This is a genomic window from Halobellus ordinarius (genome assembly GCF_031823395.1).
Lineage (GTDB): Archaea > Halobacteriota > Halobacteria > Halobacteriales > Haloferacaceae > Haloquadratum > Haloquadratum ordinarius.
In genome coordinates this window covers 192,785-216,427 of the sequence record NZ_JAVQKJ010000008.1, presented here as the reverse complement: position 1 = coordinate 216,427, position 23,643 = coordinate 192,785, and the positions used below count along the sequence as shown (strand labels likewise).

The 23,643-nt window shown below is 65.6% G+C and carries 27 protein-coding genes; 12 read left to right on the top strand and 15 right to left on the bottom strand.

Annotation, left to right across the window (positions count from 1 at the left end):
* The first annotated feature begins 37 nt into the window (after positions 1 to 37).
* Complete coding sequence (locus tag RJT48_RS13580; protein ID WP_311172862.1) at positions 38 to 349, top strand: hypothetical protein; 312 nt, start codon at positions 38 to 40, stop codon at positions 347 to 349.
* Between the two features lie 57 nt (positions 350 to 406).
* Here RJT48_RS13580 and RJT48_RS13575 read toward each other — a convergent pair whose 3' ends face one another.
* The 5 genes from RJT48_RS13575 to RJT48_RS13555 all read right to left on the bottom strand — a co-directional run bounded on the left by RJT48_RS13575 (position 407) and on the right by RJT48_RS13555 (position 2,922).
* Positions 407 to 799 carry a type II toxin-antitoxin system VapC family toxin gene (locus RJT48_RS13575; protein WP_311172860.1) on the bottom strand — a complete coding sequence of 131 codons (393 nt, stop codon included), beginning with the start codon at positions 797 to 799 and terminating at the stop codon, positions 407 to 409.
* Positions 799 to 954: a hypothetical protein gene (locus RJT48_RS13570; protein ID WP_311172859.1), complete on the bottom strand. Its 156-nt coding sequence runs from the start codon at positions 952 to 954 to the stop codon at positions 799 to 801. Before RJT48_RS13570 ends, RJT48_RS13575 begins: the two co-directional genes overlap by 1 nt.
* Positions 955 to 1,049: 95 nt before the next feature.
* Positions 1,050 to 1,358 carry a chorismate mutase gene (locus RJT48_RS13565; RefSeq protein ID WP_311172858.1) on the bottom strand — a complete coding sequence of 103 codons (309 nt, stop codon included), beginning with the start codon at positions 1,356 to 1,358 and terminating at the stop codon, positions 1,050 to 1,052.
* Positions 1,355 to 2,212, bottom strand: coding sequence for a shikimate kinase (locus tag RJT48_RS13560; RefSeq protein ID WP_311172857.1), 858 nt, complete (start codon positions 2,210 to 2,212; stop codon positions 1,355 to 1,357). The genes RJT48_RS13565 and RJT48_RS13560 overlap by 4 nt, the downstream gene beginning before the upstream one ends.
* 98 nt (positions 2,213 to 2,310) lie before the next feature.
* Positions 2,311 to 2,922, bottom strand: coding sequence for a MaoC/PaaZ C-terminal domain-containing protein (locus tag RJT48_RS13555; RefSeq protein ID WP_311172856.1), 612 nt, complete (start codon positions 2,920 to 2,922; stop codon positions 2,311 to 2,313).
* Positions 2,923 to 3,038: 116 nt separating this feature from the next.
* On the opposite strand from RJT48_RS13555, the gene RJT48_RS13550 reads away from it, so the two are divergent.
* Positions 3,039 to 3,518, top strand: a complete 480-nt coding sequence (locus RJT48_RS13550) for a DUF5796 family protein (protein WP_311172855.1) — start codon at positions 3,039 to 3,041, stop codon at positions 3,516 to 3,518.
* Positions 3,518 to 3,748, top strand: coding sequence for a DUF7508 domain-containing protein (locus tag RJT48_RS13545; RefSeq protein ID WP_311172854.1), 231 nt, complete (start codon positions 3,518 to 3,520; stop codon positions 3,746 to 3,748). The genes RJT48_RS13550 and RJT48_RS13545 overlap by 1 nt, the downstream gene beginning before the upstream one ends.
* A 36-nt stretch (positions 3,749 to 3,784) precedes the next feature.
* Here RJT48_RS13545 and RJT48_RS13540 read toward each other — a convergent pair whose 3' ends face one another.
* Both RJT48_RS13540 and RJT48_RS13535 read right to left on the bottom strand, forming a co-directional pair.
* The gene (locus RJT48_RS13540; protein WP_311172853.1) at positions 3,785 to 4,924 is read right to left on the bottom strand and encodes a DR2241 family protein; all 1,140 of its coding nucleotides are present in this window, start codon (positions 4,922 to 4,924) and stop codon (positions 3,785 to 3,787) included.
* A complete protein-coding gene (locus tag RJT48_RS13535; RefSeq protein ID WP_311172852.1) occupies positions 4,917 to 5,810 on the bottom strand; it encodes a CbiX/SirB N-terminal domain-containing protein in 894 nt (297 codons plus the stop codon). Before RJT48_RS13535 ends, RJT48_RS13540 begins: the two co-directional genes overlap by 8 nt.
* Positions 5,811 to 5,975: 165 nt before the next feature.
* Between RJT48_RS13535 and RJT48_RS13530 the strand changes: the two genes are divergently transcribed.
* Positions 5,976 to 6,593, top strand: a complete 618-nt coding sequence (locus RJT48_RS13530; protein ID WP_311172851.1) for a DUF7523 family protein — start codon at positions 5,976 to 5,978, stop codon at positions 6,591 to 6,593.
* A 7-nt stretch (positions 6,594 to 6,600) separates the two neighbouring features.
* Here the strand turns inward: RJT48_RS13530 and RJT48_RS13525 are convergent, their stop codons facing one another.
* The gene (locus tag RJT48_RS13525; protein WP_311172850.1) at positions 6,601 to 7,563 is read right to left on the bottom strand and encodes an L-lactate dehydrogenase; all 963 of its coding nucleotides are present in this window, start codon (positions 7,561 to 7,563) and stop codon (positions 6,601 to 6,603) included.
* A gap of 139 nt (positions 7,564 to 7,702) precedes the next feature.
* Between RJT48_RS13525 and cysS the strand changes: the two genes are divergently transcribed.
* The gene (gene cysS / locus RJT48_RS13520) at positions 7,703 to 9,187 is read left to right on the top strand and encodes a cysteine--tRNA ligase (protein ID WP_311172849.1); all 1,485 of its coding nucleotides are present in this window, start codon (positions 7,703 to 7,705) and stop codon (positions 9,185 to 9,187) included.
* Positions 9,188 to 9,212: 25 nt separating this feature from the next.
* Here cysS and RJT48_RS13515 read toward each other — a convergent pair whose 3' ends face one another.
* Positions 9,213 to 9,500, bottom strand: coding sequence for a DUF357 domain-containing protein (locus tag RJT48_RS13515; protein ID WP_311172848.1), 288 nt, complete (start codon positions 9,498 to 9,500; stop codon positions 9,213 to 9,215).
* Between the two features lie 159 nt (positions 9,501 to 9,659).
* On the opposite strand from RJT48_RS13515, the gene RJT48_RS13510 reads away from it, so the two are divergent.
* The 3 genes from RJT48_RS13510 (at position 9,660) to RJT48_RS13500 (ending at position 12,839) form a co-directional block, all read left to right on the top strand.
* Positions 9,660 to 10,727, top strand: coding sequence for an NAD(P)/FAD-dependent oxidoreductase (locus RJT48_RS13510; protein WP_311172847.1), 1,068 nt, complete (start codon positions 9,660 to 9,662; stop codon positions 10,725 to 10,727).
* A gap of 269 nt (positions 10,728 to 10,996) precedes the next feature.
* A complete protein-coding gene (locus tag RJT48_RS13505; protein ID WP_311172846.1) occupies positions 10,997 to 12,421 on the top strand; it encodes an MATE family efflux transporter in 1,425 nt (474 codons plus the stop codon).
* 133 nt (positions 12,422 to 12,554) lie between these two features.
* Positions 12,555 to 12,839, top strand: a complete 285-nt coding sequence (locus tag RJT48_RS13500; protein ID WP_311172845.1) for a DUF7545 family protein — start codon at positions 12,555 to 12,557, stop codon at positions 12,837 to 12,839.
* Between the two features lie 66 nt (positions 12,840 to 12,905).
* On the opposite strand, the gene RJT48_RS13495 is transcribed toward RJT48_RS13500, so the two are convergent.
* Positions 12,906 to 13,751, bottom strand: a complete 846-nt coding sequence (locus tag RJT48_RS13495) for a ZIP family metal transporter (RefSeq protein ID WP_311172843.1) — start codon at positions 13,749 to 13,751, stop codon at positions 12,906 to 12,908.
* Positions 13,752 to 13,927: 176 nt separating this feature from the next.
* Between RJT48_RS13495 and RJT48_RS13490 the strand changes: the two genes are divergently transcribed.
* The 4 genes from RJT48_RS13490 to RJT48_RS13475 all read left to right on the top strand — a co-directional run bounded on the left by RJT48_RS13490 (position 13,928) and on the right by RJT48_RS13475 (position 18,141).
* Positions 13,928 to 14,392 (top strand): YbaK/EbsC family protein, encoded by a 465-nt coding sequence (locus RJT48_RS13490; protein ID WP_311172842.1) that lies wholly within the window; start codon positions 13,928 to 13,930, stop codon positions 14,390 to 14,392.
* 125 nt (positions 14,393 to 14,517) lie between these two features.
* Positions 14,518 to 16,611 (top strand): acetate--CoA ligase family protein, encoded by a 2,094-nt coding sequence (locus tag RJT48_RS13485; RefSeq protein ID WP_311172841.1) that lies wholly within the window; start codon positions 14,518 to 14,520, stop codon positions 16,609 to 16,611.
* An 11-nt stretch (positions 16,612 to 16,622) separates the two neighbouring features.
* Positions 16,623 to 17,777, top strand: a complete 1,155-nt coding sequence (locus RJT48_RS13480; protein WP_311172840.1) for a phosphotransacetylase family protein — start codon at positions 16,623 to 16,625, stop codon at positions 17,775 to 17,777.
* A gap of 187 nt (positions 17,778 to 17,964) precedes the next feature.
* Positions 17,965 to 18,141 carry a hypothetical protein gene (locus RJT48_RS13475; protein ID WP_311172839.1) on the top strand — a complete coding sequence of 59 codons (177 nt, stop codon included), beginning with the start codon at positions 17,965 to 17,967 and terminating at the stop codon, positions 18,139 to 18,141.
* A gap of 121 nt (positions 18,142 to 18,262) precedes the next feature.
* Here RJT48_RS13475 and RJT48_RS13470 read toward each other — a convergent pair whose 3' ends face one another.
* From RJT48_RS13470 to RJT48_RS13450, 5 genes are all read right to left on the bottom strand, one after another.
* A complete protein-coding gene (locus RJT48_RS13470; RefSeq protein WP_311172838.1) occupies positions 18,263 to 18,874 on the bottom strand; it encodes a plastocyanin/azurin family copper-binding protein in 612 nt (203 codons plus the stop codon).
* A gap of 110 nt (positions 18,875 to 18,984) precedes the next feature.
* Positions 18,985 to 19,770, bottom strand: coding sequence for a CBS domain-containing protein (locus RJT48_RS13465; RefSeq protein ID WP_311172837.1), 786 nt, complete (start codon positions 19,768 to 19,770; stop codon positions 18,985 to 18,987).
* A 90-nt stretch (positions 19,771 to 19,860) separates the two neighbouring features.
* The gene (locus RJT48_RS13460; RefSeq protein ID WP_311172836.1) at positions 19,861 to 21,330 is read right to left on the bottom strand and encodes a DHH family phosphoesterase; all 1,470 of its coding nucleotides are present in this window, start codon (positions 21,328 to 21,330) and stop codon (positions 19,861 to 19,863) included.
* 352 nt (positions 21,331 to 21,682) lie between these two features.
* A complete protein-coding gene (locus tag RJT48_RS13455; protein ID WP_311172835.1) occupies positions 21,683 to 21,820 on the bottom strand; it encodes a hypothetical protein in 138 nt (45 codons plus the stop codon).
* A gap of 314 nt (positions 21,821 to 22,134) precedes the next feature.
* Complete coding sequence (locus RJT48_RS13450; RefSeq protein ID WP_311172942.1) at positions 22,135 to 23,640, bottom strand: NADH-quinone oxidoreductase subunit N; 1,506 nt, start codon at positions 23,638 to 23,640, stop codon at positions 22,135 to 22,137.
* Positions 23,641 to 23,643 lie beyond the last annotated feature (3 nt).

The following is a 23,643-nucleotide window of genomic DNA, read 5'->3' as shown; positions in this document are numbered from 1 at the left end:
CATAATTTATAAGCAAGGTACCTATCTCCACGGTGATATGGTGGATCTGCTGTTTCAGGATGTAATACTGGATTCAAGGGAGACCAGAACTACCGAGAACGGTGTACTCGTCGACAAAGGCTGGCGGGCAATGTGCAAAACCTGTTCGACGGTACACACGGTAGAACTTGCAGAATTTGACGTACCAGTGACAACGTTCAGCAACGGAGAGAAACACATTCCGGTAGACGATGCGGTGTTCCGATTTGTGGCAGAAATGCGCGCCTGGAACTGTTGTCACGAGGGTGAGGAACCGTACGATGGATTTCCGGAAACACCCGACTGTCCCTACGGGATAGAGTTAGGGTGACATCCTCCCCGCCGTAAACGGGTTGCCGCCTATTCCCCTGACCTCTCGAGTCCTACCCTACTCCATCAGCTCGCTTGGCGAGATAGCACCGTTTTCCAGTAGCTCACCATCGAACGTGACCAACGTGGCGTCGATATCTTCGGCGAGAGCGAGGAGGACGCAATCGAGCGTGTACAGTAACGTGTCCTGCTGGAGGGTGTACGCCGAAATCTGGTCGCTTATCTCCGGCGCATAGATATCGACGCGTCCGTAGATATCCGTCAGTACCTCCTCGACCCGCTCTTGTTCCACGCGCTTCTTTTTCGTCAAGACCGAACGAATCTCCATAAGGTTGAGAATCGACGTGCAGAACTCGTGACGTTCGTTCAGCAGTTCCGTCGCTACGTCACCGCGGCCCGGTTCGTCGGTAATGCTGGCGATGAAAACGTTCGTGTCGACGAACACCTTCATCAACGTTCTCGCACTTCGCGAACTGCCTCGACGGAGTCTATGTCGACATCAGCCAGTCGTCCGGACAGTAGGTCACCGAGTTTGACTGCCGAGTCCTCGTCATCGTCCTCGTCGGTCGGGTCCGACCAGTCCGGCGGTGTCGCGTAACTCCCCATACGGCTTGGTACAAGAGGTAGTAATAAATCAGTTTGGCCGATCGTGCTCTGTTTCTGGTTCGGGAACAGAGGCGAGCGTCCGCGAGTGCGGCACCTTACCGATTCTCCCGCTGCTCCACTTTGTTCAACTCGATGAGCAACCTGAACACGGCTTTCACGAGGTTCGAGTCGACGTCGAAGTGGTCGGCGTTCCGACCGGCCCGTTCCATCACGCGCTCCTCTTGGCCTTCGTCCGTGGTGGGGAGTCCGCGGTCCGCTTTCACCTGTGCGACCGAGTCCGCCACGTACGTCCGGCGGGCGATCAGTTCGACGATCTCGCGGTCGATGTCTTCGATTTCTTCGCGCAGTTCGTCCAGCGAGGGTTCCTCCTCGCGGTCGCCGTCCGTGTGTTCGTTTCGGGTCATTCGAGTCGTGCTCCGTCAGTTCGCGTGGTCGTCCGCCAAGTCCGGCCGTCCCGTTCGTCCCACTGTTCCTGCACGTATTCGAGTCCGTCGCTTGCGGGTTCCGCCACGGCGACGACGCTCGGTCCGGTGCCCGAAAGCGAGACGCCTTCGACGTGGGGCATCGCCTCGATAGCGGGATCGGCCGAGAAGCCGAGCGCCGCCGAGAACGCCAGGCCGTTGACCGTCATCGCCTCGGCGTAGCGGCCGTCGAGCGCCAGATCCGCGACCAGATCAGCCATCGGCGCGACGTTGCCACACCGGTCGACGTCGGCGTCGGCGCTGTACGCTCGCTCCGGTGGCGTCCAGACGAGAACGTCCCACTCCACCGTATCGTGGGCGAGGAGGTCGTCGTCCGCGTTGTCGGTGACGGTGACGCCGCCGAGCATCGACGCCGAGGCGTCGTCGAACGCGCCCGTGACTGTGACGCCGACGTCGCGCGCGGCGGTAACGCCGAGGCGACAGGCTGCAAGCGGCTCCGGATCCGCACCCAGCGCGTCGGCGGTCGCCAGAACCGTCGCGTTCGCCGCTGCGCTGGAGCTTTTCAGGCCTGCAGCCATCGGAACGTCGCTTTCGGTCCGGACCGTGCCGCCGGAGACGTCGCCGTCCCCGTAGGTCTCGATCGCGAGTTCGACGCAGCGCTCGATCAGTCGGGTGTCGGCGTCTTCGTTCTCGGCGATCGTCCCCGCCACCGTTCCGGAGTCGTCGAGATCGACGGTCGCGGTCGTCTCGACGTCGATGGCGAACGCCGAGCCGACACCCGTCGAGAGGGCGTTCAGCACCGTTCCGGCCCCCAGTGCGACTGCACGACCGTGCATACACGAACGCTATCGAGCGTGGTAAAAGGTGTAGCGGTTGCGGGTCGGCCCCGCGTGGGCAGTGACGGCTGTTGCCGCGGACGCAGAACGGCAGGCGGCTACGCCGAGTTCTCGCGGCGGATCATCCCCAGCACCCGCCAGCGGACGACCGTCTCACCGTCGGGATCGCGTCCAAGTATGTCGACGTCGATGTGACCCCGGCGGGGGTCCGACTCGGAGACGCGCTTGTCGACGATTTCGACCGCGACGGACAGCGAGTCACCCGGCCGGATGGGGCGGTACCACCTGAGTTCGTCGACGCCACGGCCACCCAGGAACGCGATCCGACCGAAGAACGCCTCGGTCGCGAGCCGACTGCAGACACAGAAGCTGTGCAGGCCGCTTGCGACGAGGCCGTCGAACGGCGCGGCGTCGTCGACGTCGTCACCGACGTGGAACGGCTGCGGGTCGTACTCCGCGGCGAAGTCGACGATCTCCTCGCGGGTGAACGTCACTGTCCCGTCAGCGACGTAGCGGTCGCCCACGTCGACGTCCTCGTACGTCAGTCGCTCGGCTGGGGGGCTCGCGTCCGTTTCGGATTCTGTCGCGGTGGTGTCCGTTTCGGATTCTGTCGCGGGGGTTGCCGTCTCGGATTGTGCTGCGGTGGTGTCCGTTTCGGATTCCCCCGCAGAGATGTCCGTCTCGGGGGCGTTGCCGTCGTGGTCGCTCACAGTCGCTGGGTCACTGGCCGGGGTGAAAACCGCTGCGTTCGCGAACGGCTCTTTTGCGCCGCCGCGCCAGCGACGCCATCGCGGTCCTTTTGAATCGGACGCTCGAAGACGAGCGTATGAGCGCGCGCAACGACGTCCCGCCGAGCACCGTCGGCGTCGAACTCCTCGACCACGGCGTCGAGGTAGAGTACACCGACGGGCGAACGACGCTGTACCGGGGCGTCCCCGAGCCCGTGACCGACACGCTCACGACGCCGCCGAAGAAGGAAACCCACGTTCTCGTTACGGATCCGACCGAGACCGAGGGCGTGATGCTGTACGTCAACGACCTGAAGACCCACGACGACATCCTCGAATCGACTGGCGTCGGGCGGGTGATCCTCGAAGACGGCGAAGAGGAAGAGCTGTTCCCGGGCGTCACCGTGCGCCGCCCCGGCGGGATGCGCACGGAGATCGAAGCCGATCCCGAGGTGGCGCGGGGCCGCGTGTTCGTCTTCGTCGAGGACGACTGGAGCGAGAAATCGTACGAGTTCGTGCGGGAAGACGACGACGGAGCCGAGGGAGACGGAGACGAGGCGGACGACGGAGCCGACTGATGGCGCTCAGAAAGCGCTGGCAGCCGCTGAGTCGCGGAACGGTCGGTTCGGCTCCCGATGCCTACGGACTCATCGAGTTCGGCGACGGAGACGGGAACGTGACCGAGGCGACGGCGGGTTTTCTTCCGGATACGCTCCGCGAAGAACTGGCCTACGGCGAGGCCGAACAGGTGCGGTGGGAACGCGCCCAGTCGGAAGCACACGCCGAGCGGTTGCTCGAAGAGCGGTAGCGAGGCGGCTGTTTTCCTGCGGGGCGGGATGCCGAATCAGTGTTCGTCGTCGTGTTCGGTGTGCCCGTCTTCACCATCCTCTGGGTGCGTCGCCGTCCCCGACAGGTTCCCCTCGTCGTCGAACCGCTTCGCTCGGAGGTATCTGGCCCGGTACCGGTTAGCACCCTCGTAGACGTCGGCCTCGCGGATCTCGTCGGTGCGGTCGTCGGCGACGGCGTCGATTATCGCCTCGATCTGCTCCTTTTCGGAGGGGGTCAGTTCGAACTCGTAGGTCCGGGTCTCCTCCTCTTCGAGTTTGGTCCACTTCCGCGCGGCCGCGACGACGAGCGAACACGGTTCGCGGCAGGGGAAGGCTCCGTCCCCGCCGTCGGCGTCGAGTTCGTGGTCCGCGTCGTACTCCCACTCGCGCCGCTTGAGACACTGTGAGTCCACACAGCACGCTTCCGCCACCCAATCGACGGCCGCCGAGGGGAGTTCCTCGACGACGTCGTAGATGCCGGTCTGTCGTTCGGCCGTGTCCCGCCAGTGGGTCACGTCGAGTTCGCCCTCGCGTTCGAGGTTCCAGTTGGCGACGGAGGCAGGATAGAGGACGTCCAGCGTCTCGGCGGCGTCGCGGCCGTCGAGACCCGAAAAGACCCATCCGGAGACGAGCGACGGGGCGGTCTTCAGGGGCCGGTACCGACCCGTCTCGTCGTAGGTGGCGATCTCACGCGCGGCGAGCGGATCCTCGTAGCCGTCCAGTTCCGCCGTGTCGACCCCTTCGTCGTCCGCGTGGCGGATCTCGTAGCGACGGTGCCCGTCGGCTGCGAGCGTCGCGGTGACGAGGACGTCGCCCCATTCCGTCTGCAGTCCCGATCGAAGCGCCTCGTACCGCTCGGGAACCGAATGCTCCTCGGCTCCCTCGGCGTGGCGGAGGAACGCCCGACGATGACGCCCCGAGTGGCCGACGACTTCCTCCCAGTAGTACCAGTTGGTGACGTACGGCGCGACGTCGTCCTCCTTCGCTGTGGCACGGACGTCGGATCCGGTGAGGTTCTCGTGACGAACGTCTGAATCGTCGATTTCGAGGGTGTAGCCGTCCGAGTCCGCCGTAACGCGCAGGCCGTCGAAGTCGACTCCCGAGTCCGCTGCCCGATCGAGGAGGGCATCGAGTTGGGTGTCCCGCACGTCAGTCACCCGCCGCCGGCGTCTCTCCGTCGGCGTCCGTCTCGCGGGTCTCCTCGCGGACGGTCGCGATCGCCGACTCGATGTCGGCGCCGGCGTCGGCGGCGCGTTCGAGCACCACGTCGGCCAAAAGTCCCTCGGTGCCGACGGCCCCGGCGTACCAGATGCGGTGGCCGTCGACCTCCGCAGGGATGTCGTAGCCCGTCCGGTAATCGTCGGTCAGGCCCATATCCTCCGGGATGTCCTCCTGGGTGTGGAACCCGTCGGCGATGAAAAGCGGGACGACGACGACGTCTTCGGACTCGAAGTAGTCGGTCACGTCGTCGACCTCGGGCTCTTCGTCCATATAGAGCGCCTGGACCTCCCCGAAGCGGTCGAGTTCGCGGACGCGGTCGGCGTGGTACTCGATGGCCTTCGCGGAGTTCTCGTTGCGTTCGGTGCCGTGGCCCACGACGGCGAAGCCGAAGCCCTCGCCGACGTCGGGGTCGCCGGTCACGGTCTCCGCACGGCGAACCAGCACGTCGGTCATCGCGCCGTGAGTGCCGACCGGCCCGCAGTAGTGAACCGTCTGGCCGGTGTCCTCGGCGGTGAGCGTCGCGGTGTCGGCGCTCAGTCCATCGGAGTCCCACTCGGCGACGTCCCAGCCCGACAGGCGGAGTTCCCGCGGGATCACCTCCTCGGTGAAGTATCCCTCGCTGATGAAAAGCGGGACGACGTAGACTTCCTCGGACTCGACGGTCCGGAGCACTTCGCGTAGCGACGGTTCCTCCTTCCAGAAGCCCGTCTTCACCTCGTCGAACGCGCCCGTCGCGCGGATCGTGTCCGCGTGGCGGTGTGTCGGTGCCGACGAATCGGGGTTGAGATGCGACCCGTGTGCCACGATAACCAGCGCTTGCATACCCGATCTGTGTCCGGAACGCCCTTATGGACTTCGGGTTCCGAAAACGTTTCTTCGGGTTTTCGGAAGGTAAAATTCAGCCAGTCGGGCCGGCAGGGGCGGGCGGGAGCGAACTCGGCTCCGACACCCCCGGAACTTTTGCGCACCTCGAACGAGGACACCTGTATGTCACTTGCCGCCGAGACGCGGGCCGCGGTTCGGGCCCGTCCGTGGTTGCTTCGCGCGCTCCGGGCGGGCGTGGTCAACTACGCGGCCGCCGCCGAGTCGCTCGACGTCGAGGGCGAGACCGAATCGATCGCGACGGCACTGCGCCGGTTCGCCGAGGATCTGCCGCCCGCGGGGACTGAATCGCGTGAGGTCACCGTTCGGATGCGGAGCGGGGTCGGTCTCGCTGGCGTCGACGTGGGCGAGGTCGGCGACGGCGGGGCGGGCAGTCCGGACGCCGCTGGCGAGGCAGACGGTCCGGACGCCGCTGGCGAGGCAGACGGTCCGGACGCCGCTGGCGAGGCAGACGGTCCGGACGACGCCGGAGCCGAGGCGCTCCTGACGGTCGGCGATTCGGCGATCGTCACCGCCGACGGGAGTCTCACGGCCATCGTCGTCGACGGCGCGGTCGACTCGCGGGCGCAGTCTGCCGTCGTCGACCGACTCGCTGCCGAGAACGTCGTCGTCGACGCCGCCGGCGTCGCGGACGGCGACCTGGTCGTGGTCGTCCCCCGCAACGACGGCGCGAACGCGCTGCGACTCGTCGAATCGGCGCTGTCGGCGGTACCGACCCAGTAAACGCGGGTCAGTCGACGTTCAGCCGGTCGATCGAGTCGCGAACGACGGCCGCGGAGTCTTCGAGGGCCTTTCGCTCTCCGTCGGAGAGATCGAACTCCAGAACGTCGCGGACGCCGCCGCGGTTGACGGTACAGGGGAGGCTCAGATAGACGTCGTCGATCCCGTACTGGCCGTCGAGCAGCGTCGAGACCGTGAGGATCGAGTCGCCGTCGCCGAGGATGCGCTCGACGGTGGCCGTCACCGAGCGCGCGACGCCGTAGTTCGTCCGTCCCTTGCGCTCGATGATCTCGTAGGCGGCGTCACGGACCTCAGCGGAGATTCGCGTTTCGAGCACGTCGGTATCTTCAATCCCGCGCTGGGCGCAGTAGGATTCAAGCGGAATGCCACCCAGATTCACCGAGTCCCAGACGAGGACCTCGCTGTCGCCGTGTTCCCCGATCACGTACGCGTGGACGTTCGCCGGATCGAGGTCGAACTCCCGGCTCAGCGCGTGCCGGAAGCGGGCGGTATCCAGCACCGTTCCGGAGCCGATCACCCGCTCGGCCGGCAGGTCCGACACCTGCCAGGCGACGTACGAGAGGACGTCGACGGGGTTCGTGACGACGAGCAACACTGCATCGTCGCAGAGTCCTGCAGTGATCTCCGGGACCATCTCCGCGAAGATGTCCGCGTTGCGCTCCACCAGGTCGAGGCGCGTCTCGTCGGGCGCCTGGCTCGCGCCCGCGGTGACGATCACGACGTCGGCGTCCCAGCAGTCCTCGTAACCGCCGGTGCGCACTGTCACAGGGGACGTGAAGTACGCGCCGTGGGCCAGATCCATCGCCTCCCCCTCGACCCGCTCGTCGTCGATATCCACGAGCACGATCTCGCCGACCAGTCCGCTGTCCATCAGGGCAAAGGCCGTGGTCGACCCGACCGCACCTGCGCCGCCGACAATCGCGACCGTCCCTTTCCCGCGTCGAGCGCTCATAAACACATATTATTCCGGAGCCGAGTAAACAGTAGCGGTCGGTGCGCCCGCGCCGACGTCCCCTCCGGCCACCGCAGAGAGGCGTCCGTGACCGTCCGTTCCGACGGGTTGAAAAACGCGTCCGGAGAATGGGAGGGTGATGACGCTGTCCGTGACCAACACCCTGACGGGCGAACGCGAGGAGTTCGAACCGCGGAACGACGAGGACGTTCTGCTCTACGTCTGTGGGCTGACGGTCTCGGACGACGCGCACCTCGGGCACGCCCGCCTGTGGGCGCACGCCGACGTGATGCACCGCTGGCTGGCCCACGAGGGCTACGACGTGCGCCACGTCGAGAACTTCACCGACGTCAACGAGAAGATCGTCGCGCGGATCGGCGAGGCGGGCGAGAGCGAACCGGAGGTCGCCGAGCACTTCACCTCGCACGTGATCCGCGATATGCGCGGGCTGAACCTGAAACGCGCCGAGGTGTACCCACGCGTCTCGGAACACGTCCCCGAGATCGTCGACCTCGTGGAGACGCTCGTCGAGCGGGGCTACGCCTACGAGTCGAACGGCTCGGTCTACTTCGACGTCACCGCCTTCGACGACTACGGGAAACTCTCGAACCAGCGCCTCGACGAGATCGAAACGCAGGGCGCGGCGGCGGAGCGCTCGGAAAAACGCCACCCCGCGGACTTCGCGCTGTGGAAGGCCGGCGCGGTCGATCCCGGCGACATCGCGGAGCATCGCGACGCCGACCTCGATCCGATCGATGAACCGGAAGGCCTGACCTGGGAGTCGCCGTGGAGCGAGGGCCGGCCGGGGTGGCACGTCGAGTGTTCGGCGATGTCGATGACGCATCTGGACGATACGATCGATATCCACGTCGGCGGGAGAGATCTGGTCTTCCCGCATCACGAAAACGAGATCGCTCAGAGCGAGGCGGCGACCGGCGAGCAGTTCGCCCGCTACTGGCTCCACGTGGGGCTGTTGCAGACGGCGGGCGACAAGATGTCCTCGAGTCTCGGCAACTTCCTCACAGTAGAGGAGGCCCTCTCGGAGTACGGCGTCGACGTGGTGCGCACGTTCTACCTGTCGACCGCCTACCGAAGCGAACAGACCTTCGGGGAATCGGAGATGCGCGAGGCCGAAGAGCGGTGGGAGCGACTCGAACGCGCCTACGAGACCGCCGTCGACGCCTGCGACAGCACCGACGCCTACGCGAAGGTCGAAGCCGAGGCCTTCCGCGAGAAGATTGCGGAGACGCGGGAGTCGTTCCAGACGGCGATGAACGACGACTTCAACGTCCGCGAGGCGATGGCGGCGCTGCTCGAACTCGCGACCGCGATCAACCGGCACGTCGACGACGCCGATGCCTACGACTTCTGGGCGCTCAGAGAGTCGGTCGAAACGTTCGAGGACCTCGGCGGCGAGGTCTTCGGCCTCTCGTTCGGCGACGAGGCGACGGGTGACGGAACGGTCACGCTCGCAGAGGAACTGGTGGAACTCGTCTTGGAGGTCCGCGAAGCCGAACGCGAGGCTGGCAACTACGAGCGCGCCGACGACCTCCGCGACGACCTCGTCGACCTCGGCGTCGAGGTACAGGACGGCGACGACGGGCCGACCTATCGATTCGAGTAGCGACGGGACGCCCCGAACGCCGCACCTACTCGATCGTGAACAGGTCGGTCTCCTCGGGGACCGAAAACAGTCCCATCCGGACCCCGGCATCCAGCCATCCGTACCCGTACGAGAACGCCGCCAGGGCGTTCACCGGGTCGTCGTGCTCCCGGAAGTGCCGCCCGTCTTCGAGATACGATTGCGCCATCTCCCGGATCTCCGCGGCAGTCTCGCCCAGGGGCGTCGCTTCCGGGACAGCGATTTCCGCGGCCCCGAGGGCGTCGGCGAGCATCCCCTCGTAGCGGTCCGTCTTCTCGGTCAACTCCGCCGGCATATCGCTCACTCCGCACGCCGGCGGTATATATTGCGCCCGTGGGTATCGGCGAGGTATATTGGGCCCGGCAGTAGTATTGTGAACTATATACAAGACAGTCTGGCGGATAGTGCGCACGACAGCGGAACCTAAAAGGACGCGTCCACCGAACGAATGGATATGACAGAGGACACAGACGAGATCGTCGATCACCGACCGCTCATCGTCGCCGGCTCCGGCATCGCGGGCCTGTCGGCCGCAATTTATGCGGGCCGGTCGAACAACGACCCGCTCGTCTTCGAGGGCGACGAACCGGGCGGACAGCTCACGCTGACCACGGAGGTCGACAACTATCCGGGGTTCCCTGAGGGGATCTCCGGCCCCGAACTCGTTCAGAATATGAAGGCGCAGGCCGAGCGGTTCGGCGCCGAGATTAAAAACGGGATCGTCGAGTCCGTCGAGGGGGACGAACGGCCGTTCACGGTCCGGATGAAGAACGGTGACGTCTACACCGCCGACGCCGTCATCGCCGCCTCGGGCGCGTCGGCACGGACGCTCGGGATTCCCGGCGAGGACGAGCTGATGGGCTACGGCCTCTCGACGTGTGCGACCTGCGACGGCGCCTTCTTCCGCGACGAGAAGATCCTCGTCGTCGGCGGCGGCGACGCCGCCATGGAGGAGGCGAACTTCCTCACCAAGTTCGCCTCGACAGTGTACATCGCCCACCGCCGCGAGGAGTTCCGCGCGGAGGACTACTGGATCGACCGCGTGATGGAGAAGGTCGACGAGGGCGAAATCGAGATTATGCGGAACACCGAGGTGACGGAACTCCACGGCAGGCGCGAGGAGGGAATGGATCACGTTACGTTGGTCTCCCACCCCGAGGGCCACCCCACGGAGAAACTCGACGACCCCGACACCGAGGAGTTCGACTTCGACGTCGGCGCGGTGTTCTACGCGATCGGTCACACGCCGAACACGGAGTACCTCGAACATACCGGCGTCGAACTCGACGACGAGGGCTACCTGCAGGCGAAAGGCGGCGACGGCGGCGGCCAGACGGCCACGGACGTCCCCGGCATCTTCGGCGCGGGCGACGTCGTCGACTACCACTACCAGCAGGCGGCCACCGCCGGCGGGATGGGCGTGAAGGCCGCCCTCGACGCCGACGACTACCTCGAAGAACTGGAGCGGAAAGGCAAAGCGGCGGCGGGCGGCGAGGTCGCGGCCGCCGAGAGCGACGACTAATACCCACCTATTTTCACCGGGGCCTCGCGCTGCCGGAGGCAGCGCTCGACTCCGGCCAAAAAATCTGGACCAAAAAACCGCGCGCTTCGCGAGCGGTGAACGCCGCGCTGCGCGCGGCGATGCTGGAAACAATTAAAAAAGGACCGCTGTCGACAACGGAAGCAATTCGCGGCCTTGTTTCCGATGCACTAACCCCGGGGGCGACGAATTACCGGCGACCCTCGCTCGCGAACGCAACCGATTAGCCGACGGCGACTCACCATCGGAACGTGTCACGTCTCCGCCGTACCGGATCGTCCCTCGCCAGATCACTGGCGAGTGCGGGCGTCATCGACGAACGCCGGCTCGAAGACACCTTCGAGTTGGCGTGGCCGCGGATCGTCACCGGCTTTGCGATTATGTCCAAGCGGACGGTGGATCTGGCGCTCGTCGGGATCGTCATCGGATCGACGGCGGTCGCGGGGCTGACGATCGCAAACGCCTTCTGGATGGTCGCGAAGTTCCTCGCGATCGGCCTGGCGGGCGGGACTGTCTCGCTGGTCTCACAGAACTACGGCGGCGGCGACGTCGATCGGGCCGCCGCTGTCGTCCGCCTGAGTGTCCTCCTCGCGTTCGCGGTCGGCGTTCCGACAGCCGTCGTGTTCGGCCTAGCCGCGGAACCGCTCGTCGGCCTCGTCGGCGACGATCCGGACAGCATCCGTCACGGTGCGACGTACCTCGCCATCGTCGCCCCCGGACTCCTGTTCGAGTATCTCAATCTGATCGCCAGCCGGACGTACGCCGGCGTCAGCGACACCCTCACCCCGATGGCGATGCGGGCCGGCGGCGCCATCGCTAACATCGCGCTGTCGTCGCTCTTTGTGCTCGGGCTGGGGATGGGCGTCGCGGGAGCGGCGTTCGGGACCACGCTTGCGACGGCACTCGTGACAGTCGCGTTCTCGTGGGGGATGACGGGGCGGAACTACCTCCGCGGCCGCGGCGCCAGCCCTGTCCCGCTCACACTCTCGCGGCCGTTCGTCGACCGCGAACTGCTCCGCCAGATCGCGCAGGTGTCGGCACCGCTCATCGCCCGGCGGGCCGCACAGGGGCTGGTTGTGTTCCCACTTTTGGCCATTGCGGCCACGTTCGGTCCCGTCGCGGTCGCAGCTGTCGGCATCGGCCGGCAGGTCCGCGCGCTGCTCGGGAGTTTCTCGTGGGGCTTCTCCATCGCGGCCTCGACCCTGGTCGGCCAAGAACTCGGCGCGGGCGAGGAAAGCGAAGCCGAGGCCTACGGCTGGGGGATCGTCCGCCTCTCGGCGCTGGTCTACGTCGGTGCCGCCGCCATCGTCGTCGCGTTCGGTGATCCGATCGCAGGCGTGTTCGTCGACGACCCGGCGAACCGCGAACTCTCAGCGTGGTTCGTGCGGGTCGCCGCGGTCAGCGTGATCGCGCTCGGCATTGACGGATCGATCACGGGCGCACTCCGCGGCGCGGGCGACACCCGCGTGCCGTTCATCGCTGCGCTCGCCGGGCTGTATCTCGTCGCGCTCCCGGTCGCGTGGCTCGGAACCGTTATCCCGGCACTCGGCGTCGGCGGCCTCCTGATCGCGCTGTTCGCGGAGACGGCCGTGCCGATGGTCGTGAACCTCCGTCGCTTCCGATCGAACCGCTGGAAGGCCGTGAGCCGGAGCTATCGTCCGGACGCAGCAGATTGATCGGAGCTATCGTCCGGACGCGGCCGATCGACCGGAGTCGCCATTAGGTCAGCCGGCGTCTCGCCCTGTCCGTACTGTGTCCGGCCCGGCCCGTTTCCCACAGACCCTTAAGCCGCGCCGCCGGAGGGGGCGTATGGTCGACACCGAGACCTACACGATCGAAGCGCCGAACGGCGACGTCGAGGAACTCGAACTCCCCGAGGGGCTCGCCGACGTCTTCACCGAGGCTGGCGAGTCGCCGACGGCGGTCGTCGGCGACCTCCTCGTCCAGTCGTTCGCACAGCAGGCCCACGCGGTCGTCCACCACGGACAGGGCGAGACGCCGGCAGATCTGGAAGCGCTGAACGAAAAGATGGAGGACCTCTTCGAGGAGCGCTTCGGCGTCCCGCTCGACGAGGCGATGGGCCACAGTCACTGATCGGTTTCTGACTTTTACGCCGACGCGTGAGAGCTCAGACAGCAAAGAGACGCGATCTTCGGACTCTCAGACGAAGGCGAGCGGTATCATCGCCAGCACGCCGGCAGCGACGCCCCCGAGCAGTTCTCGGCGGCCGTCACCCGGGAGGCCCTTGCCGACCGCCAGCGCCTCCGGAATGAACTCCGTCAGCACGAGATAGATCATCGCGCCGGCGGCGAAGCCGAACCCCGCGGGCAGAAACTCCCGGGCGACACGGACGAAGTAGAACGCGAGCACCGCACCGATCGGCTGCGGCAGGCTCGAAAACACCGACCACCAGACGAGCTTCCAGTTCGCGACGCCCATCGACCGCAGCGGAATCGAGATGGCGACGCCCTCGGGAACGTTGTGGATCGAGATGGCGATCGTCATAAAGATCGCGAGCAGCGGCACGACGAACCCGAAGATCTGGGTCCCGCCCGCCAGTCCGAGGTCCGCGAAGGAGACGCCGACGGCCACGCCCTCGGGAAACGAGTGGATCGTCAGGACCCCGAGGATGAGCACGAGCTTTTTGAAGTCCGCTTCGGCGTACTCCCGCGGATCGACGTCCGCCGCCTCGATGAGGTCGTGAGCGACGTAGACGAGGACGACGCCGGAGAGGAGCCCGACGCCGAGCAAGAGGAGTTGTCGTTGCGGGATCGGACTGACCGAAACGCCGCCCAGCGATACCTGGATGTAGGTCCCCAGCGCCTCTAAGACGAGTCCGAACACCGACGCCGAGAGCATAATCCCCGAGGCGATTCCCCACAGCGTGACGTTCCAGCGGTCGCTCACCTCGGCGACGAAAAAGAACGGAATCGCGCCCAGCCCCGTCGCCAGCGCGGTGATCAGGCCCGCCATGAACACGAAGGCGAACGACCACAGTTCGACCATACGGGACGGTAACCGGTCGACGAACATAACTATTTCATATTCCTTACCGTTTTGGCAGGCCTAAAAACATCAGTCGGGGCCGAACGGACGCTCGATAGCCACACATCAAATCAGATTTCTTACTATCTCTCTCGTGCGGCGAAGTGTTCTTCGGGACCGCGCTCACAGAGGGGAGTATGCACCAGCGCGCCCGCGACTTCCGCGATCGGGTGATCGAAGAGTACGAAATCGAGCCGCGAATCGAGGAGTTTCCCGACGGAACGGAGACCGCCGCCGACGCGGCCGAAGCGATCGGCTGCGAGGTCGGGGCGATCGCCAGTAGCCTCGTGTTCTCGGCCGCCGGGGATCTCGTGGTCGTCGTCACGAGCGGCGCGAACCACGTCGACGAGCCCCAACTGGCGGTACATCTCGGTGTCGACACCGTGTCGATGGCCGATCCCGCCGATATCGAGGCCCAAATCGGATGGGCAGTCGGCGGCGTCCCGCCGCTGTGTCACGACGCCGACGTGCCGGTGTATCTCGACGACACCCTGCTGGAGTACGACACCGTCTGGGCCGCCGCTGGCGCGCCGACGGCCGTGTTTCCGATCGACCCGGAGCGGCTCGGGCAGGTCGCTGACGCGACGACGATCACGGTATGAACCGCGGCTCCGGCCCGTTCCGACCCGCGCGGAAAGCGACTCTCGGTCCTCTCGATGCCGTCACGACCCGAGTGGATGAGAATCCCCACCTGCTTTTAAGCGTCGACCACGAGTAGATCGAACTGATGGGAGAGTTATCCGAGCTATTCGCCCCCGAACGCATCGCCGTCGTGGGCGCGACGGACCGCGAGGGCTCCGTCGGGGACGCAATTATGCGGAATCTTCTCGACTCGTTTGCGGGCGAGGTCGTCCCCGTGAACCCGAGCCGCGAGTCGGTGTTCGGTCGCACGGCGCTCGACAGCGTCGGCGAGGCCGACGCCGACCTCGCGGTAGTGGTGGTTCCGCCCGACGTCGCCGTCGACGTCGTCCGTGAAGCCGGTGAGACGGGTATCAAAAACGTCGTCGTCATCACCGCCGGCTTCGGCGAGACCGGCAGCGACGGCGCGGCCCGGGAACAGGAACTGATCGACGTCGCGACGGCGTACGACATCAACCTCGTCGGCCCCAACAGCCTGGGAATAATGTCGACGCCGGTCGGGATGAACGCCACCTTCGGTCCCGAGGACGCCACACCCGGGCGGATGTCGTTTATGAGCCAGTCCGGCGCGTTCATCACGGCCGTCTTAGACTGGGCCAACGACCAGGGCATCGGCTTCAAAGACGTCGTCTCCCTGGGGAACGAGGCCGTCCTCGACGAGTCAGACTTCATCAGAGCCTGGGGCGAGGACGCCGAGACCGACGTGATCATCGGCTACCTCGAAGGGATCGACGACGGACAGAAGTTCATCGAGACCGCCCGCGAGGTTACCGGGGAAACGCCGATCGTCCTCGTGAAATCCGGCCGCACCGACGCCGGCGCGCAGGCGGCGTCCAGTCACACCGGGACCATCGCTGGCTCCGACGAGGCCTACGAGACGGGGTTAGAGCAGGCCGGCGTCATCCGCGCCGAATCGGTCCAGGGGCTGTTCGACGCCGCGCGCGTCCTGGAGAGCCAGCCCCTCCCGGCGAAAGACGGCGTCGCGATCGTCACGAACGCCGGCGGTCCGGGCGTGATGACGACCGACGCGATCGGCGACTCGCGGCTGTCGATGGCCTCCTTCGAGGACGCGACCCTGGATGCATTCTCCGAAGCGCTGCCGCCGGAGGGGAACATCTACAACCCCGTCGACGTCGTCGGCGACGCGGACAACGAACGGTTCCGGGAGGCCCTGGACGTCGCGCTCGGCGACGAGAACGTCGGCAGTGGACTCGTACTGGCGTGTCCGACGGCCGTGCTGGACTACGAGGGGTTAGCCGAGGACGCCGCGGCGCTGCAGGAGAAACACGACAAGCCCGTCGCCGCCTGTCTGATGGGCGGAAAGCGCGTCGAGCGTGCCGCAGAGACGCTGTCGGCGGCGGGAATCCCGAACTACTTCGATCCCGCCCGGGCGGTCGGCGGCCTCGACGCGCTCGCGGAATTTCGGGACATCAGCGTCCGCGAGTACGAGGCGCCACGGACCTTCGAAGTCGATCGCGAACGGGCCCGCGAGATCCTCTCGTCGGTCGAGAAACGGGCGGACACGCGCCTCGGCGTCGAGGCGATGGGACTGCTCGACGCGTACGGGATCGAGACGCCGGCGGGCGGCATCGCCGACGCGCCGGTCGACGCCCTGGAGATCGCAGAGCGTATCGACGGCGACGTCGTGATGAAGATCGTTAGCCCGGACATCCTGCATAAATCCGACATCGGCGGCGTCAAGATCGGCGTAGCGAACGAGGACGTGATCGACGCCTACGAGGATCTGGTTTCCCGGGCGCGCAACTACCAACCGGACGCGACGATCATCGGCGTCCAGGTGCAGGAGGCCGTCGATCTCGACGAGGGCGTCGAGACGATCGTCGGGATGAACCGCGATCCGCAGTTCGGCCCCCTGCTGCTTTTCGGCCTCGGCGGCATCTTCGTCGAGACGCTCGAGGACACCGCCTTCCGAGTCGCCCCAGTTTCAGAATCCGAGGCCGAAGCGATGACGCGGGAGATCGATTCCGCGCCGCTCCTTCGCGGCGCACGGGGACGCGACCCCGTCGACATCGCGGGCGTGATCGAGACGATCGAACGGCTCTCACAGCTCGTGACCGACTTCCCCGCAATCCTGGAACTGGACATCAACCCCCTGGTGGCCACACCCGACGGCGTCGAGGCCGTCGACGTGCGGCTCACCGTCGACCCCGACAAACTCTGAGGAACCCACCGATGCAAAAGACCCTACTCGTCACCTCGATCGCGGAAAGTACCGGCAAGACGGCAGTCACGCTCGCGCTCGGCCAACTCGCCCAGGAGCGAGGCCGTGCCGTGGGATACATGAAACCGAAAGGGACCCGGCTGCAGTCGAACGTCGGCAAGACGCTCGATCAGGACCCGCTTTTGGCCCGTGAACTTCTCGATCTCGACAGCGAGGTCCACCAGATGGAGCCGATCGTCTACTCGCCGACGTTCATCGACGGCGCGATCCGGGGCCAGGAGGATCCCGACGAACTCGGCGCGGTGGTCGAAGAGCGCTTCGCGGAACTCGCTGCGGGTACCGATCTGATGCTGGTAGAGGGCGGCGGCGCCTGGTCCACCGGCGGCATCGTCAACCTGACAGACGTCGATATCGCGGAGCGACTCGACGCCGACGTCCTCCTCGTCGCCGATTACGAGACGGCAAGCGACCTCGACGACGTCCTCGCGGCGGCCGATTCGTTCGGCGATCGGCTCGACGGCATTCTGTTCAACGCCGTGCCCGACGCTGCCTTCGATGGCCTAGAGCAGGAGGTCGTTCCCTTCCTGGAAGGGCGGGGGCTCCCGGTCGTCGGCGTCGTCCCGCGGGAGCGCGACCTCGCCGGTGTGACGGTCACGGACCTCGCGGACGAACTGGGCGGCGAACTGCTGACCGAAGGCGACCGTGAGGCGTACGTCGAGCGGTTCCTCGTCGGCGCGATGGGCGGGGACACTGCCCTGCGGTACTTCCGCCGCACGAAGAACGCCGCGGTCATCACCGGCGGCGACCGCTCGGAGATCATCGCCGCCGCGCTCGAAGCCCCGGGCGTCAACGCGATCATCCTCACTGGCGGGCACCGACCGCCCGGTGCCCTCCTCGGCGAGGCGGAGTCGAAGGGGGTCCCCGTGCTGCTGGTGACGGGCGATACCCTCTCTGTGATCGACCGCGCGGAGACGATCGTCAACACCGGACGCGCACGCGACGAGGCGACGATCACGCGGATGGGGGAACTCCTCTACGACCACGCCGACATCGACGCGATTCTCGGTGACGGATCCACCAGGGAAGCGTCCGATGGCGGCGGCGAGACGGACGCCGATTCCACGGCAGGGGACGACACCGACGACGGATCGACCGCTGAGGACTGATGCGACGGGCCCGATTCCGAACGTCGGAGACCCGTTCGGTCGCGCCTGTCGTGGAAGCTGCGGCGGATGAGTGATACGATACGTACTCGACAGCCAACCCGTTCTCTGCTCCCGATTACGACAGAAAAAGCATCCTAAGGGCGCGTAATAGGTGATTAATTATAATACCACCCGTCCGTGTGGTGATATGGACTTCGACTGGCTAACTTACTTCGATTGCGCGGCCTGCGGGACCGAATTCCCCACGAAAACGGTCCAATACGACGAGCTGGGATATCCCGTGTGTCCGGACTGCGAGGCGCGCACCGGGCCCCTCGCGAGTCTCGAAGCCGTCGACGCGGCCCAGAATGGCATCGCTGATTAGGATACTTGTGGGTTCTCTGTTCCAGTGGTTCGATACGCGATACGGCATCCCCCGTGATTGTCCGCTGAACGGGTTCGACCGCGTTTAGACGTGTGAGGCGTTCACTGGCCGCCGATCATTGTCACCCCTCGTCTTCGTTCGTCGTCCCGTAATCGCCGCCGTACTTCAGGAAGACGTACGTGAGTGAGAGAACGGCGACGAACGCACCTGTCACCGTCACGAGCAGACTCTTCGCAGCGTCGGGGACGGTCGGCGCGGCCGGCCCGCCCGTATCCGTCGTCGCCCCGCCCGGCGTGACCTCGACTGTCCCGAGCATCCCCACGCTCTCGTGTGGGATACAAAAGTACTCGTAGGTCCCTTCGACCTCGAAGGTGTGTCGGTACGTTTCGCCTTGGGGGACATCGCCGCTCTCTGGGTCGCCGGCGGAGTAGGCACTGCGTGCGTCCGATTCGACGTCGAAACCCCCCGAGGCGAAGTAGTCGGCTTCCTCGGGAATCTCGTCTTCGTAGGCGGTGACTGAGTGCCCGATCGTCCCGACGGTCTCCCAGATGACGGTGTCGCCGGGCGCGATCGTGATCGAATCCGGGTCGAAAACCAGATTGTCGGTCATATCTACGGTGTGAGTCGCCCCGTCCTGTGCGGCCGCCGTTCCGGCCGAACCCCCGGCAGCGCCGATCCCCGCGGCTGTCTGGAGAAATAGACGCCTGGAGACTCCGTTCGAGTTCTGGCCCATAGCCACAACACACTGGGAGGCAAATTAGTAAGTCGGAGATTTCTCACGTCGCTGGCGGCGACGGACCCAGCATCCGCGCGAAAGTGAGACTCATCCGAGATGCGTGACTTTCACTCTTGCAAGCGCCGCGTGGTCTCGACCAGCGGGTGGCGACCGTAATCGAGGATCTCGATGTCTTCGATCGAGGATAGGCCTTCCTTTTCGGCGGTGCGCTGCATCCCCAGTTCGACGCGTTCGTCGAGGACGATCACCGAGGCGTCCATCTCCTCGATGCCCAGTTGATGGGCCGCCATCACGCGGTGGTGGCCGTCAGCGAGCAGGAGTTCGCCGTCGTTGTCGATGACGACGAGCGGCTCGGCGAGTCCCCGCTCGAGTTCGTACTGTCGCCCTTCGAGTTCGTCGGCGTAGACGCGTCCCTGCGAGGGGGTGAGCTGATCGAGCTTCACAGTCCGGATCTCCTCGTGTATGGATACGTCGTGAATCTGTTCCAGCGTTCGTCGAAGTTTACCCACCTTCTCGGGCGTGGCGCGTTCGATCTGCGAACGGACGACGTCGGTATTCGAGATGATGCCGACCAGGTTGCCGGCGTCGTCGACGACCGGGAGTTTCTGGATTCCCGAGCGGAGGATGACGCGTGCGGCATCGATTACGTTCATATCCGGATGTGCGACGATGATGTCCTCGGCCATCACAGTGAAGATCGGATCCTGATCGTCCGTCAAAAGGAGATCGCTGGCCGAGACGAATCCCTCGACCTTCCGCCCCTCCGAAACCGGAAACCCGTTGTGTCCCTCGCTTTCTTTGATCCGGCGTGCCACGTCGGCGACGGTGTCCGTCGGCGAGACCGTCTGGACCTCCCGCGTCATATACTCGTTGACTTTCGGTCTCTCACTCATTGCAGTGACTTTGCGTTCCCCGCGCAAAAGACTACTCCCACGGAGCAGCAATGGTTGCTTTCCGGTTGGGTTTGCCGTCTCCTCCATCGATCACCACTCCTCGAAGGGAAACTCCGAGGCCCACCCAGTCTGGGTATCGTCGACGTCCATCAGCGTCGTCGCGTCCTCCAGCGTCTCGAAGACCCGTCCCGAGATGACGTCGGTAACGACCGCTTCTACCGCTTCCTCGGAGTTGTCGTCGGCCTCCGAGAGAATGCCGAGCGATATCTGTGCACCGGCCATATCGGCGTGGCCGCCGGCACTGCCGATGGCATCGAGTGCGTCCCGAAGCGTCTCACCGAGGTCGACGTCGGTCCCGCGTGCGCGCCCGGAGACGTACACAGTCCCGTCTCTGAATCCGTACACGACGGCGATGTGGATTCCGTCCATATTCAGCAGGTGGTCGGCGGCCTGCGCGAGGGCGTCCCGATCCCGGATCGCACCCACGTTCGACAGGAGCACGTCCCCGCGAACGTCCCGGTCACTGATCGCTCGCGAGAGCGTCTCCAGTACCTCCGCAGTCATACTCGGGGACTCCACCCGATCGAGAACCGACAGGTCGACCCGCGGCAGGAGCCAGGCCGCGGCCTCGAAGTCGGCGACGGACACCTCGCGGGCGAAGTCGTCGGTGTCGACCCTGATTCCGAAAAGCAGGGCGGTCGCAAGTGACTGGCCGGGATCGAGTCCGATCCGCCGGAGGTAATCCGCGAGCAGCGTGCTCGTCGCGCCGATGTCGTGGCGGAGGTCGACGAAGTCCGCGTCGACAGGCCCCCGCGGCGGGTGGTGGTCGACGACGATGTCGACCTCCGTGTCGGGCGGGAGTCCGTCGTTGACGCCCGGTCGGGAGTGGTCGACGAGCGCGACGCCGCCGTAGTCGTCGATGACGCCGTCTGCCAGTTCGACGACGTCGAGTTCAAGCAGGTTCACCAGCGCCTGATTTTCCTGGTGGGAAATCTCCCCGAAGTAGCACGCATCTGCCGGGGTCCCGACCACGCCGGCGATCCGAGCCAACGCGAGGGCGCTGGCAATCGCGTCCGGATCGGGGTTGTCGTGCATCACGACCGCCAGGCGGCCATCGATCCCGCGAAGCTCGTCGAACAGCCGATGCAGTCGCTCCGCCCCGGGGCTGACGGTCAGTTCGCTCACGCGGTCGACGAGTACTCCCTCGACGTCGACGAGTCGGTCGGCGACGCGGTCGAGACGCTCGCGCATCTCGGCGTCAGTATCGATCGGCAGGTACACGACGAGGCAGGCATCGGGATACTGGTCGCGTGCCTGTTCGGCCGCTTTCGCGTTCGTTTCGACGTTGTCGCTCGCGGCGAAGACGACGTCCATCTCACCGTCAGGGAGCGCCGACGCCTCATCGGGGGCGCGGCGGTCGGTGTCGGCCCCGTTGTCCGCCATCTCCTCGACGACCTCGCCTCGCTGTGAGACGACCGTGAGTTCACCCGGCCACTCGGCGATGCGGTCGATGGCCGCCCGCGCGGCCGACCCACAGCCGAGAACCAACCGCCGTTGCATATGGCTTTGTCTGAGACCACACCATTTTACTTCGTCGGGTCGCGCTCCGCGCGACCACTCTTTGCAAAAAGCTGGACGAAAAAAGATCCTGACTCCGCTGCCTCCGGAAGAGCAAGCTCTTCCGTGCGAAATTACGACTGCCGAACCCGGACGTGATAGATCCGCAAGAACCTGTGCAGCCCCACAAAAGCAGTGGTCTCGGGATGCTAGCCCGGTACTATACCGAGCAACCCGGTAGTGGCGCTCGGATCTGTCCCTGTCGGGACGAGCAATTGGTTCTTTGCGGCAAATAAATGTCTTCTGATTGACCCGAAGTGTCGGCCCTATTCTCTGCGTCAGGAAGTGTGATTCCTCACTTTCGGCGCTGTTCGAGATGACGACTCCCGGCGTGTCCGCGGAACACGTCGAGCGCCCAGCGACCGGCCGCGAGGAGCGCATCCCACACTCGACGCCAGCCGTTGGATTCTGTATCCTCCGAAGCAGACGTCATCGTAACTGGAGAATCGGACTCGGATCTAATATAGTAGCGTTTGCAACTGATTGCTCATCCGATCGCACGACTGCGTGCGATCGTGTGAGTGAAGACTTGCAAACGCTACTATAATTATACCCCCGCCCCCGCTGTACTGTATTCACGATCCGGTATTGAATCAACGAAGGAAAATGTATACTAAGCATCCGCGAGCGAAGCGAGCGGTTAACCGACTGAGTCGCCTCTGGCGACTCAGTCGGGTCTTTTTTGATCCAGCTTTTTGCGAGGAGGGTGCGCCGCAGGCGCACCCGACGAAATAAAAAGGTGGGTTCCTAGAACAGCGCAGCAGCCACGCCCTGGGCGGTCTCGATGACCGGCCCGAAGGCCGGAAGCAGAAGTAGCGTCCCGATGCCGGCGAAGAGGACGGCGGCGTACAGCCCGACCGGCCGCTTCTCGATGCCGAAGTCACCCTCCGGCGACTCGATCCACATCGCCTTGACGACGCGGCTGTAGTAGAACAGCGACAGCGCGCTGTTGATCGCGCCGACGGCCGCGAGCCACCAGAACCCGGCCTCGATGGCCGAGTAGAACAGGGCGTACTTCGAGAGGAAGCCACCGAACGGCGGCAGGCCCGCGAGGCTGAACATGAACACCGTCATCGCCACCGCGGCAATCGGTGCAACCGACGCCAGCCCGTTGTAGTCCTCGAAGGTCCGACCGATGCCCCAGTGTTCGACCAGGGCGATAAACAGGAACGCGCCCGTGTTCATGAAGCCGTAGACCAGGAGATGCGCCATCGACGCTCCCAGGACGCTGCCGTTCGGTCCACCTGCGCTGAGCGCGGCGAGACCGATCAGCGCGTAGCCCGCGTGACCGATCGAGGAGTACGCGAGCATCCGCTTGACCTTCTCCTGGGTCGCCGCTGCGAAGTTGCCGAGCGTCATCGTGACGACCGCGAGCACCTGGAAGGCGAGCACCCAGTCGACGCCCGCCGGGATCGCCCCGAGCGGGAAGGCCTCGACGAAGACGCGGAACGCTACCGCGAAGCCGGCGGCCTTCGACGCCGACGAGAGGAACGCCGAGATCGGCGCGGGCGCGCCCTCGTAAGCCTCCGGCGCCCAGAAGTGGAACGGCACGGAGGCGGTCTTGAAGGCGAACCCGCCGACGATCATCAGCGCACCGAGGCCGACGACGCCGGTCATCTCGGTGGTACCGACCGCAGAGGCGACCTCACCCAGGATCAGCGATCCGGAGGCGGCGTAGACCAGGCTGATCCCGAAGGCCAAGACTGCAGATGAGACCGCGCCGATGAGGAAGTACTTCAGCCCCGCCTCGACGCTGCCGCGGTCCTTCTTGAGGAACGCGACGAGCGCATACGAGGGCAGCGAGGCCAGTTCCAGGCTGACGAAGACAGTCGCCAGCGAGTTCGCCATCGACATCAGCGTCATCCCGGTCGCCGCAAACAGGACCAGCGAGTAGAACTCCCCGCGGTGAGACTGCTCCCGCAGGTAGTCGTAGGCGGCGACGGTCACCATCGCGGTGACGATGGTGAAGATAAGCGTGAAAAAGAGGCTCATCCCGTCGACGACCACGGCGTCGCCGTACAGCGAGATCGCGCCGCCGGTCGACACCTGGCCGGTGCCGGCGACGAGGAACCACGCCGTGATACCGAACGACAGCAGCGCACCGGCTGTCGAGACGCCAGCCAGGAGGGTGTTGCTCGTCTCCCCGGGCTGGATCGTGTCGATCCCGAGCAGGACCAGTCCGGTCAGCCCGAGTACGATCGCGGGCGCAAGCGCCGTCCAGGCCGGGACGAGGTCCGACTGAAGCGCGAGCACGTC

Coding starts and splice junctions, on each gene's coding strand:
- RJT48_RS13515 (WP_311172848.1), bottom strand. CDS start 9,500: ATGCCGGCGGAGTTGACCGAGAAGACGGACCGCTACGAGGGGATGCTC.
- RJT48_RS13535 (WP_311172852.1), bottom strand. CDS start 5,810: ATGCAAGCGCTGGTTATCGTGGCACACGGGTCGCATCTCAACCCCGAT.
- RJT48_RS13500 (WP_311172845.1), top strand. CDS start 12,555: ATGGTCGACACCGAGACCTACACGATCGAAGCGCCGAACGGCGACGTC.
- RJT48_RS13570 (WP_311172859.1), bottom strand. CDS start 954: ATGGGGAGTTACGCGACACCGCCGGACTGGTCGGACCCGACCGACGAG.
- RJT48_RS13485 (WP_311172841.1), top strand. CDS start 14,518: ATGGGAGAGTTATCCGAGCTATTCGCCCCCGAACGCATCGCCGTCGTG.
- RJT48_RS13550 (WP_311172855.1), top strand. CDS start 3,039: ATGAGCGCGCGCAACGACGTCCCGCCGAGCACCGTCGGCGTCGAACTC.
- RJT48_RS13565 (WP_311172858.1), bottom strand. CDS start 1,358: ATGACCCGAAACGAACACACGGACGGCGACCGCGAGGAGGAACCCTCG.
- RJT48_RS13510 (WP_311172847.1), top strand. CDS start 9,660: ATGACAGAGGACACAGACGAGATCGTCGATCACCGACCGCTCATCGTC.
- RJT48_RS13470 (WP_311172838.1), bottom strand. CDS start 18,874: ATGGGCCAGAACTCGAACGGAGTCTCCAGGCGTCTATTTCTCCAGACA.
- RJT48_RS13575 (WP_311172860.1), bottom strand. CDS start 799: ATGAAGGTGTTCGTCGACACGAACGTTTTCATCGCCAGCATTACCGAC.
- RJT48_RS13455 (WP_311172835.1), bottom strand. CDS start 21,820: ATGACGTCTGCTTCGGAGGATACAGAATCCAACGGCTGGCGTCGAGTG.
- RJT48_RS13495 (WP_311172843.1), bottom strand. CDS start 13,751: ATGGTCGAACTGTGGTCGTTCGCCTTCGTGTTCATGGCGGGCCTGATC.
- RJT48_RS13525 (WP_311172850.1), bottom strand. CDS start 7,563: ATGAGCGCTCGACGCGGGAAAGGGACGGTCGCGATTGTCGGCGGCGCA.
- RJT48_RS13560 (WP_311172857.1), bottom strand. CDS start 2,212: ATGCACGGTCGTGCAGTCGCACTGGGGGCCGGAACGGTGCTGAACGCC.
- RJT48_RS13580 (WP_311172862.1), top strand. CDS start 38: ATGGTGGATCTGCTGTTTCAGGATGTAATACTGGATTCAAGGGAGACC.
- RJT48_RS13465 (WP_311172837.1), bottom strand. CDS start 19,770: ATGAGTGAGAGACCGAAAGTCAACGAGTATATGACGCGGGAGGTCCAG.
- RJT48_RS13530 (WP_311172851.1), top strand. CDS start 5,976: ATGTCACTTGCCGCCGAGACGCGGGCCGCGGTTCGGGCCCGTCCGTGG.
- RJT48_RS13490 (WP_311172842.1), top strand. CDS start 13,928: ATGCACCAGCGCGCCCGCGACTTCCGCGATCGGGTGATCGAAGAGTAC.
- RJT48_RS13545 (WP_311172854.1), top strand. CDS start 3,518: ATGGCGCTCAGAAAGCGCTGGCAGCCGCTGAGTCGCGGAACGGTCGGT.
- cysS (WP_311172849.1), top strand. CDS start 7,703: ATGACGCTGTCCGTGACCAACACCCTGACGGGCGAACGCGAGGAGTTC.
- RJT48_RS13475 (WP_311172839.1), top strand. CDS start 17,965: ATGGACTTCGACTGGCTAACTTACTTCGATTGCGCGGCCTGCGGGACC.
- RJT48_RS13460 (WP_311172836.1), bottom strand. CDS start 21,330: ATGCAACGGCGGTTGGTTCTCGGCTGTGGGTCGGCCGCGCGGGCGGCC.
- RJT48_RS13480 (WP_311172840.1), top strand. CDS start 16,623: ATGCAAAAGACCCTACTCGTCACCTCGATCGCGGAAAGTACCGGCAAG.